10 protein-coding genes and 1 tRNA gene are annotated in these 15,267 nt (G+C 45.5%); 8 read left to right on the top strand and 3 right to left on the bottom strand.

Annotated features, from left to right (window positions below):
* Positions 1 to 11 precede the first annotated feature (11 nt).
* The 3 genes from H7T88_RS27175 (at position 12) to H7T88_RS29085 (ending at position 4,292) form a co-directional block, all read left to right on the top strand.
* Positions 12 to 1,397 carry an STM4012 family radical SAM protein gene (locus tag H7T88_RS27175; protein ID WP_221791480.1) on the top strand — a complete coding sequence of 462 codons (1,386 nt, stop codon included), beginning with the start codon at positions 12 to 14 and terminating at the stop codon, positions 1,395 to 1,397.
* Complete coding sequence (locus H7T88_RS27170; protein WP_090919162.1) at positions 1,394 to 2,257, top strand: STM4011 family radical SAM protein; 864 nt, start codon at positions 1,394 to 1,396, stop codon at positions 2,255 to 2,257. The genes H7T88_RS27175 and H7T88_RS27170 overlap by 4 nt, the downstream gene beginning before the upstream one ends.
* Before the next feature lie 337 nt (positions 2,258 to 2,594).
* Complete coding sequence (locus tag H7T88_RS29085; protein ID WP_221791478.1) at positions 2,595 to 4,292, top strand: methyl-accepting chemotaxis protein; 1,698 nt, start codon at positions 2,595 to 2,597, stop codon at positions 4,290 to 4,292.
* Between the two features lie 154 nt (positions 4,293 to 4,446).
* Here H7T88_RS29085 and asnB read toward each other — a convergent pair whose 3' ends face one another.
* Entirely contained in the window at positions 4,447 to 6,291 is a 1,845-nt protein-coding gene (gene asnB / locus H7T88_RS27160; protein ID WP_090919159.1) for an asparagine synthase (glutamine-hydrolyzing), read from the bottom strand.
* A gap of 193 nt (positions 6,292 to 6,484) precedes the next feature.
* On the opposite strand from asnB, the gene H7T88_RS27155 reads away from it, so the two are divergent.
* Both H7T88_RS27155 and H7T88_RS27150 read left to right on the top strand, forming a co-directional pair.
* The gene (locus H7T88_RS27155) at positions 6,485 to 6,784 is read left to right on the top strand and encodes a hypothetical protein (protein ID WP_090919156.1); all 300 of its coding nucleotides are present in this window, start codon (positions 6,485 to 6,487) and stop codon (positions 6,782 to 6,784) included.
* 75 nt (positions 6,785 to 6,859) lie between these two features.
* Positions 6,860 to 7,216 (top strand): hypothetical protein, encoded by a 357-nt coding sequence (locus tag H7T88_RS27150; RefSeq protein ID WP_090919153.1) that lies wholly within the window; start codon positions 6,860 to 6,862, stop codon positions 7,214 to 7,216.
* Between the two features lie 219 nt (positions 7,217 to 7,435).
* Here H7T88_RS27150 and H7T88_RS27145 read toward each other — a convergent pair whose 3' ends face one another.
* On the bottom strand, positions 7,436 to 7,729 hold the full coding sequence (locus H7T88_RS27145) for a magnetosome magnetite crystal formation protein family (protein WP_221791476.1): 294 nt from the start codon (positions 7,727 to 7,729) through the stop codon (positions 7,436 to 7,438).
* A gap of 286 nt (positions 7,730 to 8,015) precedes the next feature.
* Here H7T88_RS27145 and H7T88_RS27140 point away from each other — a divergent pair.
* The 3 genes from H7T88_RS27140 (at position 8,016) to H7T88_RS27130 (ending at position 13,435) form a co-directional block, all read left to right on the top strand.
* Positions 8,016 to 8,089 (top strand) — tRNA-Arg (locus H7T88_RS27140).
* Between the two features lie 250 nt (positions 8,090 to 8,339).
* On the top strand, positions 8,340 to 9,134 hold the full coding sequence (locus tag H7T88_RS27135; RefSeq protein WP_312027666.1) for a class I SAM-dependent methyltransferase: 795 nt from the start codon (positions 8,340 to 8,342) through the stop codon (positions 9,132 to 9,134).
* Between the two features lie 440 nt (positions 9,135 to 9,574).
* Positions 9,575 to 13,435, top strand: a complete 3,861-nt coding sequence (locus tag H7T88_RS27130; protein ID WP_221791474.1) for a S8 family serine peptidase — start codon at positions 9,575 to 9,577, stop codon at positions 13,433 to 13,435.
* 239 nt (positions 13,436 to 13,674) lie between these two features.
* Here the strand turns inward: H7T88_RS27130 and H7T88_RS27125 are convergent, their stop codons facing one another.
* Complete coding sequence (locus H7T88_RS27125; RefSeq protein ID WP_221791473.1) at positions 13,675 to 14,910, bottom strand: CynX/NimT family MFS transporter; 1,236 nt, start codon at positions 14,908 to 14,910, stop codon at positions 13,675 to 13,677.
* Positions 14,911 to 15,267 lie beyond the last annotated feature (357 nt).

Below are 15,267 nucleotides of genomic sequence, written 5' to 3'. Positions count from 1 at the left end.
AGGGAAGCCCGATGAGTGAGTATGCAGAGCGAACTACAGCAGGTGCCACACAGTCTGGCTCCGATCCAGCAGCAAGTCTTCGTGATGTGCTGACATTCCCTTATCGTTCCTATCTGTACTCTTACCCGCATAAGACAGCATATCGTGAACTGAATCCGCCCATTCCGCTGCAATCTCTGTGGGATAAGGAAGACACGGAGACTTACTTTTTATACATGCACATCCCTTTTTGTGCTGCTCGTTGCGGGTTTTGCAATCTGTTCACACTGCCGGACAAGCGGCAGGACAGCCATGAACAGTATGTGGACGCACTTGAACGTCAAGCGAAGCAGTGGGCGCCAGTGACTTCGCGTAGACCGTATTCGAGGTTTGCAATTGGTGGGGGAACACCCACATTGTTGAATGAGACACAGCTAAGCCGTCTGTTTGACATTGCTGAACATACGATGGGACTAGATACGTCGCAAGCTTCGATATCGGTGGAGACATCCCCGGACACTGTTACGGATGGGAAATTAAGCATCTTGAAGGAACGGCGTGTGGATCGGGTGAGTATGGGGATTCAGAGTTTTATTGAAGCAGAGGCTTCCGCCATCTATCGTCCGCAAAAACCTCAAGAGGTAGAACGCGCGCTGGAGAAGCTGGTTCGTTATGATTTTCCGTTATTGAATCTGGATCTGATCTACGGTTTACCGGGGCAAACCGAGGCGACCTGGATCTATTCCCTTGAACGTGTCCTGGCTTATGATCCGGGTGAAGTATTTATTTATCCTCTATATACACGGGAAAACACGATCGTAAAGCCAGAGGATATTCAGCGTCAAGGACCCGATATACGAATGCAACTTTACCAAGCTGCACGTGAACTTTTAAAAAGCAAAGGGTACACCCAATATTCGATGCGCAGATTTGCGAAGGAGCAGTCTTCTGCCAAAGCACTTTTACCGTACAGTTGTCAGGAAGAGGGCATGGTCGGTCTGGGATGTGGTGCCCGTTCCTATACGAGCGAGGTCCATTATGCATCTAAATACGGTGTGACCTATAAGACAACACAAAGCATTATTGCTGATTATGTAGGCACCGAGCGTTACGATGTGGCTGATTATGGCATTGTGTTAAGCCGCGAAGAGCAGAAACGCCGATTTATATTAAAAGCGCTGCTACATCGGGAAGGACTCATGTTGTCCGCTTACCAGGAGAGGTTCGGAACAGATGTGATGTCTGACTACCCTTGGCTGAACGAATTGTTGGTCGAAGAGATGGCATGCTTCGATGTCGAAGAAAATGAGCGAGTACTGCGTTTGACAGAGAATGGACTTGGATATTCCGATGCCATTGGAGACTGGCTTATTTCTGCGGATATTCGGGAGCAGATGGAAGGATTTGTTTTCTCATGAGAGCGACCTTATATTACCGGGGGAAGTTATCCTCTTGTAACTATGACTGTCCCTATTGTCCGTTCAGCAAAACAGTGGATTCCAAAGAAACGTTAAATGTGGACGAACAGCAGCTACGCCAATTTGTAAACTGGGTCAGAGAACAGGAGATTCATGGGCATCGATTTTCGATATTCTTTAACCCCTACGGAGAAGCTTTGGTGCGGCGCTGGTATCGGGAAGCGATGGTTGAATTGTCACATATGACTCATGTGGATAAGGTAGCGATTCAGACGAACCTTTCTGTGAAACTGGATTGGGCAAGTGAGTTGCATGTAGACAAAGCGGCCTTTTGGGCAACGTATCACCCTCGCGAGACCAAAGAGACTTCCTTTGTGAACCAATGTATGACATTACGGCAGATGGGGCTGTCTTTCAGCGTCGGCACGGTTGGACTACGCAGTGCATTTCCAGCCATAGAATCCATGAGGAATGCCCTACCTGACGATGTATATATGTGGATCAATGCGTTCAAAGATCGGCCGAACTACTACACCCCGGACGAAATCAAGTTTCTCAAGGACATTGACCCTTTCTTTGAGGGGAATCTGCAGGACTATGATAGTTTGGGCAAGCGCTGTGCTGCAGGCACGGATGTGTTTTATGTTCAAGGCTCGGGTCATGTAAAAAGATGTTATAAGGATCGACGGATCATCGGTCATCTCTATCGTGATGGCTTGCAGGCTTTGGCTAAAGATCGTCCTTGTGGCATGAAAAAATGCGGCTGTTACATCGGTTATATTCATATGCAGGATTCCCCGTTCAGAGAAACATTTGGCACAGGGCTACTGGAACGGAATCCGACCTTTATTCATCAATAAATTCATCTTACAGTAAGTGCTTGCCTCAAACCTTAAGGTTTGTTTGCAAGTGTACTGGAAGGTGTTTTTTTTATTTTCTGTAATAAAGAAATAATTCGAAAACCCTTGATAAATAGGTCTTGACTTATTTTATTGCAAATTCAAAATAATTTCTGATTCAAGTTTTGGTGGTTTTGGGTTAGTATTAATTAGGAATAAAGACCCGTTTATTAAATGATATATATAATTATTATATTGTTTTATATCATATTATAGGTCTTTAGTCTAGTTTAGGGGGTGAATATGAAAAAAATATATCATCTTACATACTTGTATTGAAATTCGGGAGGAACTCAACGTGAAAAGGATATCCATCAGTCAAAAGTTACTTATCGGTTTTTCATCCGTTCTATTGTTGCTGATAGCGGTTACAGCTATTTCATACTTTCAATTTGTGAGTTTGGAGAAAACGTACACCGATTTAATCAATGATAGAACAAGCAAACTGCTTAAAATCAAAAATATGACGATTGACCTGAAATCACAACAAGTGGCTCTCAGGAATTACATCATGAAACCTGGTCAGGAGAATGAGGACGCATTTCAGCAAGCGTATGAAGATTACATAAAATTGAGCGAAGATTTAAAAGCGACAGTTACGAGTTCCAATATGAAGCAATATCTGGCAGACTCGAGCGAATTGATGATCAAATATTATGACATTGCCAAAAATATAATGTCTTTGACTAAGCAAGGGAATGTGGAGGAAATATCCGGGTTAATGGAGAATACCGTCCCGCCGCTTATAACTGAATTTGAAAACATTGTCGAGTCGATGGAAAATCATCAGCAAAAAGCAATGGACGAAGGGATCGCCGCGGCCAATGTCCAGACAGCTACGGTTCTTCGATTGATCATTATCCTGGGTATCGTTTCTATTCTTATTGGCTTAGCGATCGCAATTATCATCGGCCGAATGATCTCCAAACCGGTGCAGGCTGTTGCACAAGCCGCTAGCCGTATTGCGGAAGGTGACTTAACAGGGGAACCATTGAAGGTTCGTAACAAAGACGAGATCGGGGAGATGGCTGAAGCATTTAATGTGATGTCCGTCAATTTGCGTTCTCTGATTCATCAAGTGAATGATGGTGCAGAACGTGTAGCAGCTTCGTCGGAAGAATTAACGGCAAGTACCGAACAGACGGCTATAGCTAATGAACAAGTAGCCACTACGATGGGTGAGATCGCAACAGGGATGGATGCCCAGGTTCGTATGGTCAGCGAAGGATTCCAGACGATGAATGAACTGGCTACCGGTTTCCGGCAAGTGGCTGAAAATACAACGGTTGTTTCCGAGAAGGCTGCTGAAGCTTCTGCTCAGACGATATCGGGTAGTGAATCCATTCGCACAGCGGTTGGTCAGATGAATTCCATTCAGAATACAGTTTCAAGCCTTGCGGGAGTTATTGAAGAACTCAGTAAGCACTCGACAGATATTGTGAAAATGGTAGGCGCGATCTCGGAAATATCTGCCCAGACGAATCTGTTATCTCTTAACGCAGCCATTGAAGCGGCGAGAGCTGGAGAGCACGGAAGAGGATTCCAGGTCGTGGCTACCGAAGTTCGAAAATTGTCAGAGCAATCTGCACAGTCTGCAGGAGAAATTGTCGGACTTGTTTCTTCCATTGAGACAGGCATGAGAAATGCTGCGCATTCGATGAGTGTGGTATCTTCTGAAGTGCAAGAGGGAATTCAATTAGTGCACCAGGCAGGATCTACTTTTGACCACATTCGAACTTCAGTTAGTGGTGTTGCGGGACAAGCGCAGGAGGTGTCTGCTTCCATTGAACAGATGAATGCTGGTGTAGAGCAGATTAATGCGTCTATGAAATCAATCATGGACGTAACGGAGAACGCGGCAGCGGGCACAGAAGAAGTAAGTGCAACAACCGAAGAACAATTGTCTGCAATGCAAGAGATTGCATCGGCTGCGAATGATCTTTCATCTATGGCGGAGATGTTACAGCAGTCTGTTGCTCGTTTTAAAGTTTCTTAATTTAAGAAAAGGTAAATATGAGAAATGCCCCTGCACCATGTTAATGGTACGGGGCATTTTTTATTGTGGTTTTGTGGATGAACGCTCTAATTATCAGGATAGCTTACAGGGAAGTGCAGTGCTTAAAGTTGTACGTGAAAGAAGGCGAATTGAATTATCGGATCGCAACGTTATATGTTTTCAGCCAGCTATTGATTTGAGTCAGATAAGCGAACAACTGGGGCCCTGACATTAATTGACCAAACCACGGCAGATTGGATGAAGCATCTGGTGAAGAGGCGAGATTACGAATCTGTACTTTGTCGATAAGAGGCAGTAATGGTGATGTTGGATCATCCAGTATTTCAAGGACCTGTTGCTTGACTGCTGCAAGATACTGAGGATTATGTGTTTTGGGATAGGGGCTCTTCTTACGATACAGCACATCGTCAGGCAGGACACCTTCAAGCGCTTTTCGCAAAATGCCTTTCTCTCTTCCACCGGTAATTTTCATTTCCCAGGGAATGTTAAACACATATTGGATCAGCCGATGATCGCAATAAGGGACGCGGACTTCCAGACCAGCACCCATACTCATCCGGTCTTTTCGATCCAGCAGGGTAGGCATGAAGCGGGTAATATTCAAGTAAGACATAACACGCATCTGAGCTGTTTTCCCCGTTTCCCCTTCCAGTAACGGAACCTCTGCTACGGCATCCGAGTATCGGTCTGCAAGGTAGTCGAGCGGTCTGATCCACTCCCGAATGTCTGGGGATAACAGCCCTGCTCGCATGTCGGGTGCAACGGACCAAGGGAATGTACCTGAATTCAGCATTTCATCTCGGTGGAACCACGGGTACCCGCCGAATACCTCGTCAGCAGCTTCGCCGGAGATGGCGACAGTTGCTCCTTTTTTGATTTCTTTACAGAATAGATACAAGGATGAATCGACATCTGCCATACCCGGCAAATCTCTTACCAGCATAGCTTGAGTCAGTGCATGAACGAGTTCACCATTTTCAATCTCGATCCAGTGATGATCGGTTTTGAGCTCATCCACCATCCGCTGAATCCATGGGCCATCTGCCCCGGGCTGAAAGGAATGGGCTTGAAAGTGTTTCGCATTATCCACATAATCAACCGAATACGTACTCACTTGACCTTGCCCTGTTCGGTTATAATAATCGACAGCCAAAGCTGATAAAGCACTTGAGTCAAGGCCGCCGGATAAAAGAGAACATACAGGAACATCGGAAGCTAACTGGCGTTCTAGCGTATCCTGCAACAGACGGCGTACTTCAACTGCAGTCTCTTCCAGATTATGTTCGTGTTGCACCGATTCTAACTTCCAATAGGCATAGGTCTTGATCCCATTCCGGCTGTATATCATGGCGTGAGCGGGCTTCAGTTCATGAAGTGAAGAGTATACACCATGTCCTGGTGTTCGTGCAGGTCCTACAATAAATACTTCGGCGAGTCCTTCGGGTCCTACTGCAGCTTCCACATCTGGATGAAGGAGCAACGCTTTGGGTTCTGAACCAAATACAAGTGTATCTTTTGCATTACTGTAAAACAGAGGTTTGACGCCCAGCCGGTCACGGGCTAAGAAGACCTGTTCTCTTGCGCCGTCCCATATTGCAAAAGCAAAGATACCGTTAAACTTTTCAACACATACCGGCCCCCATTCGATATACGAAGCGAGCAGAACTTCTGTGTCACATTGCGTACGGAAATGGTGCCCACGCTGAAGCAACTCTTTTTTTAATTCGGGTGCATTGTATAGTTCTCCGTTATACACAACGGTATAGGAGGTGTCTCCTTGTAACGCATGCATGGGCTGTGCCCCGTTCTCCGGGTCCATTACGCTGAGGCGGCGATGTCCAAAAGCACAGGGGTTGGAAATCCATGTACCCGAAGCGTCGGGGCCACGGTTCGATAAGCTATTCGTCATCCGAACGAGCAACTCCGATTCCTGTGTCAAATCCCGATTCCACTGTACGAAGCCGGTTATACCGCACATGGTTTGTTCATCCTTTCTTGATCGAGTCATTCATCCGTATGCTTCCAAAAATCGAAAGCAGTTAGCAAATGTTGTCTTTTTCGTCAGAGGTCGTAACAAATATATGCCGAATGCAGGCATAAAATGTCTGTCCTCTTCGGAAACTACATGTAGGGATAACAGCTTTAAGCGCCTGTGAAGGGGAGTGCATGCAATGGACAGGACCAACTATTATGTGTCCGTCATGGGCCGCTCTGTCATACCGGATTCGTCTGTAACGTCATATGAATGGGTGATTCAGGCAACGCCGCAGGAAGCCGAACATTTACTGGGATTGCTATATCTTATGCAGGAAAAGGAAGAAGAAGCTTTTCCAGGAATGGTATTTCCTTGGCCGGACACGCCAGAACATGATGTGAATCGTGCTTATGAGACTGTTTTGCAACAGGTATACCGGGAAATTTACCGGTTGGGAACGCCAGAGACCAAGCACCAGATTGAACAAACGACATGAACAGAGTGAGCAACATGATGAAAACGAAGCGATTAATACAATTGCAAATGATCAGAACAAAAGGAGAAGATGACGATGTATGCCATTCAGGACGCTAAAATACGCAGATTAACGGAAGTGGACGGGTTATCTTGTGCAGAGGTTGAAGTACAGCCTGGCAATGCGGGAGATCCATCATTACTTGTATATGTAGCTAGTACTCAGCCCGCCAATGAACTGCAAGTGGTACGTATTGTGCGGAATCACTCGGATGGAGCCATTGACTGGTATAACAACAACATGCATACCGCCTTTGAAGATGCGACGGAAACGGCATTTGAAAATAGCGAGGGCATTACGGCAGAAGAGGATAAAGCTCAATTTCAAAGTAATTTGTTTGCTTTTGGATTGCTTGGCCCTACGCTGCAACGGTACCTGATTGGTCAGGGGTAATCAGATAGCACAATTGTACAAGTGATAAGTGTTAGGGTAGTGAAGAAATGGGATGTGAAGTAGAGGAAGTTTCGAGTAACAGAAAACAACGTAGCGTAACGTATGCAGAATAAAGAGTAGTGTTAATAGACAAACAACCCGCCGTAACATCATAGCGGGTTGTTTGTGGTAGGGCATATTTTGATATCGATGTGCTAGTATTAGTAACATTCAGTATTATCAGTAATATTCACGTAGAACTTGAATTCCTTTTACCACATTGTATACAAAACTCAAGCCGTATATGACAAAGAACAGAACGACAAACCCGATCGCTGATGCTAAACTGTGGGCTGTTATGAAGAAATACAGTAGCGGGATCGCCGCAAGGAAAGGGAAGACATGGGAGAAAAGTGCTCGCTTCGCATGTCCTTCAATGTATTCATCTCTCGCCACAATCCATACGATAATGGGAAACAGAAACGGGGCAAAAAAAATGCTGAAATAGGATAGTGATGATAAAAGTTGTCTCATAAATATTCTCTCCTTCAATAGAATGTCATAATGTATGTATGCAACAGATTACCCAGATGGAAGGGTGCTGAATAAGTATACACTCGGTACGGTTACGATTGATAGTTCTCGTTATTACTTCAATATTACCTCAAAAAGATTAGCTTATTCGGCTTTTTGTCTAAGTATACATACTCATACGATACTGGTTGTTATTGGGATGCATTATTAATTTTTAATAAAACTATTGCTAAAAATAGAAATCGGAGTATAATAGAGATCGTGCCGAATTTTATTGTACATATTTGTCTCAGTAGCTCAGCAGGATAGAGCAACGGCCTTCTAAGCCGTCGGTCGGGGGTTCGAATCCCTCCTGGGACGTCAGCAGAAAAAGCTTCCTTCGGGAAGCTTTTTTTGCGTTATGGGGAAAAGAACTTCGGGCGATTCGCCGGAACATCCGCATCGATAGGATGCATGTGATGTGCATATTTCTCTTTCATCTTTTTCCTTCATCGAGCTAAGCATTGGTTCTGCTTACAACATTGTTGTTTAATTGGTTTTTCCTATAAGTGAAATAGAATATATATATTTTATCAATAAGAAAATCTGTGCCACAATGAGGATATCAACAGTGAAAGCGACGGTGGAGCAGATGAAATCAATTAATCAGTGGCAGGCGCAAGAGTATGACAATCAACTGGCTTTTGTATCGGAGTATGGAAAAAGTCTCATACCCTGGCTTCGTCCGACAGAAGGAGAATCTATCCTTGACCTTGGCTGTGGAACCGGTGATTTAACGCAAGAGATTTCCCAATACGGGGTAGCAGTGACTGGTATAGACGCTTCCTCAGATATGATTGCTCAAGCGAAAAAAAAGTTTCCGGAATTGGAGTTCTGGGAAGCGGATGGTCAGCAGTTCGAAACAGAGCGACAGTACGATGCGGTCTTTTCTAACGCTGCGTTGCACTGGATGCGAAAGCCTCGAAATGTTGTAGACGGTGTGTGGCATGCACTGAAGCCTGGAGGACGATTTGTGGCCGAATTTGGCGGTAAAGGGAATGTGCAGATCATCGTTAACGCACTGGAGGAAGTGCTGGAACGGCATACAGGGATCAAGGCTTCCGAACGTAATCCATGGTATTTTCCGACGATTGCACAATACAGCACTCTTTTGGAAGACAGAGGCTTTGTGGTTCGTCAGGCCTATCACTATGACCGTCCTACCAAACTAGCAGATGGGGAAGATGGAATCATAGGCTGGTTGGCTCATTTTGGAGATGACTATTTTGAGGGTTTCAGCTCTGAGCAGGTGAAGGAATGGTGTCAGGAGATTAGCGAGATCGTGATTCCTAAGCTGTGGAAAAACGACGCGATTTATGCCGATTACAAACGTATTCGTATTGAGGCATTCAAACCCGGAGTTTAAATATTGAATCACTTAAAGTTAATGTTATATGAATTTATATCGCTCAACTGGCAACGTTTCTCTCCCATTCCTTACATCGGTGAAAATCGTATAAAACCAATCAAAACTGAAAATCCGCAATGGAAATCATAGAAAACCATGCCTTTCTTTCGTTCAGAAAAGCGTGGTTTTTTCCTGTTTTCATATTGGAAATTTAAAATTTAAATATCCAAACGACAAAAATATACAAATGCGAATATTCACCCTACTAAAGACCCATATAAGTAATTTCTATATCAAAATGTAAGTAATTAGAAGGAATTTGTGATATTTTGGTAGAATAATTTACCAGGGGTCAAACATCTTGCAGATTGGCGGTGAACTTGGTCGAAAGTATTGCAGTGCTTCTGGCAGCAAGATCCCATTGGTGAGGCATCTACACGAAGAAGGAGGGCATAGCCTTGAATAAACGATTGATATCTATGTTAATGAGTGTCCTTATGGTTTTTTCCCTTATCCTGCCTGCAGCTGGAGCTGCTTCTGCAGACTCCGCAATTCAACTGGATAACACATTAAACAGCACCAAAGCAAAGCAAATGAGAGAAGTGCTTGCCAATAGGGAAGCTCGAATTGCTGCCGATCCAGTTTTGGATAAAAGCCTGAATGGTCTCGGCGGAGAGAACACACGAGTCATTGTTGAGCTTTCTAACAAACCTGTTGCTGTAGCTCAAGGCGAATCAACCCTCTCAGGAAGATCATTTACCTCCTCTATGGAAACAAAGGCTGTGACTCAAGTTGAAAACCAACAACAGTCATTTGTACATAGCCTCACTCAGAAAAAAATCAAACACGAAGTGCTGGACAATTATGCATATGCTCTTAATGGTGTAGCCCTTGAAATAAAAGGGAACCAATTGGGACAATTGCTTCAAATACCAGGTGTAGTCAGTGTATATCCTGACTATGAAGTGACGCTTGCGCCTGACACAGGCGAAGTGAATCCGCACATGAAAGATACAGCCCCTTTTATCGGAGCTCCTGAAGTATGGGATCTGGGGTACAAAGGAAAAGGTGTGAAAGTTGGCGTTATTGATACCGGTATTGACTACAATCACCCGAATCTGCGCGATGCTTATAAAGGTGGATGGGATTTTGTAGATAACGATGATGATCCATATGAAGCGACCTATCAGGAATGGAAAGCATCAGGCCAGCCTGAGCTTAATGAAAGAGGAAGCTCTTATTATACTTCTCATGGTACACACGTTTCAGGTACGGTCGCTGCTCGTGAAGCAGGAGACTATGGGGTCATCGGGATTGCTCCTGAAGCGGATATTTATGCTTACCGTGTTTTAGGACCTTATGGCAGTGGACAGACGTCTTGGGTACTCGGCGGAATTGACCGCTCAGTAGCGGACGGAATGGATGTCATCAACCTGTCGCTTGGTGCTGAAGGTAATGATCCGAGCTATGTCACTTCGGTTGCATTGAACAACGCGATGCTGTCTGGTGTAACTGCGGTTGTATCCAGTGGTAACAGCGGGCCTAATCGTTATACCTTGGGTTCACCGGGGGCTTCGGCTATGGCAATTACGGTAGGTAACTCTACAGGGCCTAGTCAGGTCATTACGGCGAATACACATTTCTGGATCGGTGAAGAAGGTGAGGAAACTCCGGAATTGGGGAATGCACCTGAAACACAGGAACCTGCCGTTACACCAGTAATCGCGCCAGAAGGTGGAGCGGAAGCGACTACATCGGAAGACGGAGTTGAAGATGCTGCATCAGCACAGCCTGAATCTGATCAAGCTGAAGCTCCAGTAGCCAATGCTGAGAATGAAACAACGGACGAAGTGACCTCCTTATCTGTTACCGAATCTGTATATCGTCTGGATGTGATGGGATGGAGTCTTGCGGCTGATCCTGAAGCGGTTTTGACAGGTCGATATGATGTTGAATTTGCAGCTTTGGGTAAACCAGCTGACTTTGAAGGTAAAGATTTTACAGGTAAAGTCGCGTTGATTCAACGCGGAGAACTTGCTTTTGTCGAGAAAATTGCTAATGCCAAAGCGGCAGGAGCCGTGGCAGTTATTGTGTATAACAATATTCCTGGTCCGATTGGCGTAAGTCTTGGTGATAACTTCGACCTGATTCCGACACTGAGCATGTCGAAGGAAGATGGTGAAGTCATTAAAGCTCAACTGGACGCGGGGCAACCTGTTGAAGTAAGCTTCAGTGATTTTGAGCGCAGTCAAACACCTGGGGATGAGATGAGTTCTTCCAGTTCCCGCGGGCCTGCAAAAGTAACGTTGGATATCAAACCGGATGTTGTTGCACCGGGCTCCAACATTCTATCCACCGTCCCTGCTTATGGTAAAGATGAGCCAGGTGCCGATTATGCTCAATCGTACGATCGCAAAAGTGGAACAAGTATGGCTGCACCGCATGTAGCCGGTCTAGCTGCGCTGTTGCTTGAAAAGCACCCGGACTGGACACCTTTTGATGTCAAAGTTGCTTTGATGAATAATGCCAAAATCATGGACACAGCTAAATATGACGTGTTTGATCAAGGTGCAGGCCGCATTCAAGCGGTGAAATCCATTGATCCAGCCGCTTTTGTCAAAGTCATGGATGTGACTCAGTATACCGAGAGTGGATCGGTTGTCGAGAAAGAAAACATCACAGGAAGCATTAACTACGGTAACTTCTTAAGTACGGATGCAAAAACAGTAACCAAAACGATCAAGGTTCAGGCCTTGAACGGAAGCGGTGGCGAGTACACGGTGAATGTGAATCCGACTCGTACCGTGCCTGGGGTATCAGTTGCCGTTGATAAAAATTCATTCACTTTGAATGGAGAAGAAGAACTCGCTGTAACGGTTACGGTTCCTCGTGGTGTCACTGCACTAACCGAGGCACAGGGCTACATTGAAATTACAAATGGAACCAACACGTTTACAGTGCCGTATGTGGCTCACTTTAATGTGACTTCAAGCGGTGTGAAATATATTGAAACGGTAAAAGGAACTACGAAAAATCCGTTCTATTATCCGTTGAAGGCAGACGGTTCGCTGGATACGTTGAACGTTGCAATGGAATTCCATAATCCAATGACGTTTGCACTCATTGAAATTTATAACGGCCTTGATCCTGAAGGTGGTCATTATCAAGATGGATACATTGGCTCGATCTTTGGTAATTACTATAACTTCAACGCAAATGCCAGATACACGCTGGCTTGGGATGGTCAGTATTCGGATTACACAACGGAAGAAGTCACCGAACTTGCAGATGGCTTGTATACCGTAGATATCACAACCATCGGCACGGATGGCAAGACTTATAAAGAAGATACACCTCCGTTTTTGGTTAAAAAGACAGCTCCAGCAGTAACTGTTCCGCAATCATTGGACTTCAAAGCGGAGGATGCTATTGTTATTGGCGGTACGGTGGATGATTTGTATTTCCACGCTGCGCCTGCACTGGCTAAAGGGTGGAGCATTACATTTGATCCGACGACGGCACTCAAAGCATCCTATGTGGTGAAAAAAGAGGATGGCTCAACGTTGAAAGAAGGCACGTTTAATGTTCAGGCGGACGGTAGCTTCAAATACCCATTGGAGGGTGTTGAAGGCGGAACGTACACGGTGGAAACAACGGTAAAAGATGAGCAAGGTCTTGTTGGTAAGGCTAGCACTACCATTAAAGTGGAATCTGCACAGACTGAACCTGAAACTCCGGCTACGAGAGCGCCTGGAACACCTAGTTTGTCCCACAATAACGGCTTTGTGAATGGTCTGTTAGGGGGCGACTACACGGTGTCCATGAACATGTGGTGGGGTGAGAATGCGACAAGCTACAAACTGTATGAGGATGGCGTGTTGGTTGATTCGCAAAAATTGACTTACAATGCACCTTGGGCTCAGTTCGCTCAAACGAAAATTAAAGGTAAAACCAATGGTACCTACACGTATGTTGCCGAGCTGGCCAATGACAAAGGCGTGACGCGCAGTCAGACGCTGACTGTACGAGTAACCGATGCATTGCCTGGTAAAGCAGTACTCTCCCATGATAACTGGGATGTAGACGGCAATTACAAAGTGATGATGAACTTGTGGTGGGGAACCAACGCAACCGAGTATCGTCTTTACGAGAATGATGAGTTGATCGATACACAGTCACTCAAAGCGACAACACCTCTGCCTCAATTTGCTATAACCGCGGTGAAAGGCAAAGCATCTGGTACGTATACGTACCGTGCCGAGCTGGTTAACGCTGCCGGGGTGACAACCACCAATACCATTACGGTGAAGGTGAAGTAAGGGCAGCACGCATTTATGGGTAATGAGCTAGAAGTATTGGTTGTGAGCTAAAGCTTTTACTTCAAGCAGATAGTTTGGGAAAAGTAGTGCCTCGTCCCCTGACCGGCGTAAAGCCGGTAATCGGGACAAAGGATAAGAAACGGCCTCTCCCTGTTAAGCGTACAGGGGGAGGCCGTTTTTTGTTGTTGTTTCCAGGGAAGGATAGCTATCCGGTCTCCTGGTGAACTTTTTTTATAAAACTAAGAAACAGTTCGGTCTTTGCTCGCTTGGAGTCCTGTCATAAGCAGTCCGATCGCAAGAAGAACCTGTACGAGCAGAGGGAGAGACCATCCATGGGTCCAGTCATGCATTAAACCAAACAGTAAAGGGCCTCCTGCAGCAAGCATGTATCCAATGGATTGAGCCATTCCCGAAAGACTTGCTGCCTCTCGCGCATGACGTGTGCGAAGGACAAAAAACATCGTGACCAGACCAAAGGAGGCCCCGGCACCAATTCCGGCTAGCGCAACCCCGATGGTGACGAGAACAGGTGCAGTGCTGAATAGTAACGCATATCCGACGATGAGACATAAACACGTTAAGGTGGTGAGTAGGCGTTGATCTCGTGTTTTTCCAGCCAGAATCGGCACGATGAAGGTAGCAGGTACACTAACCATTTGCATCAAAGACAACATCCAGCCAGCTGAGGCAGCGCTAAAACCTTGATCCGCGAGGATCTCGGGAAGCCAAGTTATCGTTGTATAGAAGATTAACGACTGAATGCCCATGAACAACGTCACGAACCAAGCAAGAGAAGAAGTGCGTAGACGTGTGGGTGCCTTCTCGCTCTGGGAAGTGATATAGAGCATCTGTTTGCGCCCTCTCTGTGCCTGCGGAAGCCATAGAAAGACAGCCAGTAGGGATAGAATGGCCCATACCCCTAATGAAGCCCGCCAACCAAGCGAGGAGGCTTCTGCCACGGGTACACTAATACCTGAAGAGATTGAGGCGAACATATTCATCGAAACGGAATACAGTCCGGTGACAATGCCGACCCGTAACGGGAAATCACGTTTGATCAGACTTGGCAGAAGTACATTGCTAAGAGCGATACCGCATCCTAGAAGCGCTGTTCCCGCATAAAGAGACAAAACAGAAGGGAGTAGCCGCAAGGTGATTCCGCTGGTAACAATAATGACAGCAAGCAGGAGTGCGGTCTCCAGCCCAAAACGTTTGGCAAGACGCGGAGCAAAAGGTGAGACAGCTGCAAAAGCGATCAAAGGCAGTGACGTTAGTAATCCAGCCATCGTATGTCCGATACCGGTGTCTGAACGGATTAATTCCACGACGGGACCAGTGGCTGTAATGGGCGACCGCATCGTAGCGGCGATAACAATAATTCCAGCGAGTAATAACCCGAATTTTTGAGGGGTTTGTTGAGACTGTTGTTCTCCCCCGGAAGGGACGGAATGCTGTTGTTGTGTAGGTGAGGACATCATTAATCTCCTGTTTCTATATAGATATTTAAAGCCAGTTACTAAACCGACGACGTACAGCTTCTATAGGAAGTTGATATGTATGAATTGGCACAATTCATTAAGCAAGCATAACATTCTGTGTCATATGGAGCAATGGAAAGCAAAACTTAACAGATACCTTCTCGTCCTGATAGCTTTAAATTAATGTTACTAGTTGAATTAAGTGTTGTGATAGATGATTTTTAGTATGATGTAAGTACTTGGCACGCCCTGTCCCTAGCATGACTTGAGTGATTGTAATGGAGCCGGAGTAGAATCGTAATTGGCTCAATATGGACACTTTATTCTAGCTATGATGAACGTAAACAAGGATAG

It is taken from the genome of Paenibacillus cucumis (ex Kampfer et al. 2016) (assembly GCF_019748695.1).
Classification (GTDB): Bacteria; Bacillota; Bacilli; order Paenibacillales; family Paenibacillaceae; genus Paenibacillus; species Paenibacillus polysaccharolyticus.
The sequence above is the reverse complement of the archived record's forward strand: the minus strand, read 5'-3'. Positions and strand labels throughout refer to the sequence as shown.

What these genes read in the sequence shown, in the direction of transcription:
- H7T88_RS27175 (WP_221791480.1), top strand. Translation starts at nt 12, where the DNA reads ATGAGTGAGTATGCAGAGCGAACTACAGCAGGTGCCACACAGTCTGGC.
- H7T88_RS27170 (WP_090919162.1), top strand. Translation starts at nt 1,394, where the DNA reads ATGAGAGCGACCTTATATTACCGGGGGAAGTTATCCTCTTGTAACTAT.
- asnB (WP_090919159.1), bottom strand. Translation starts at nt 6,291, where the DNA reads ATGTGCGGTATAACCGGCTTCGTACAGTGGAATCGGGATTTGACACAG.
- H7T88_RS27155 (WP_090919156.1), top strand. Translation starts at nt 6,485, where the DNA reads ATGGACAGGACCAACTATTATGTGTCCGTCATGGGCCGCTCTGTCATA.
- H7T88_RS27150 (WP_090919153.1), top strand. Translation starts at nt 6,860, where the DNA reads ATGTATGCCATTCAGGACGCTAAAATACGCAGATTAACGGAAGTGGAC.
- H7T88_RS27145 (WP_221791476.1), bottom strand. Translation starts at nt 7,729, where the DNA reads ATGAGACAACTTTTATCATCACTATCCTATTTCAGCATTTTTTTTGCC.
- H7T88_RS27125 (WP_221791473.1), bottom strand. Translation starts at nt 14,910, where the DNA reads ATGTCCTCACCTACACAACAACAGCATTCCGTCCCTTCCGGGGGAGAA.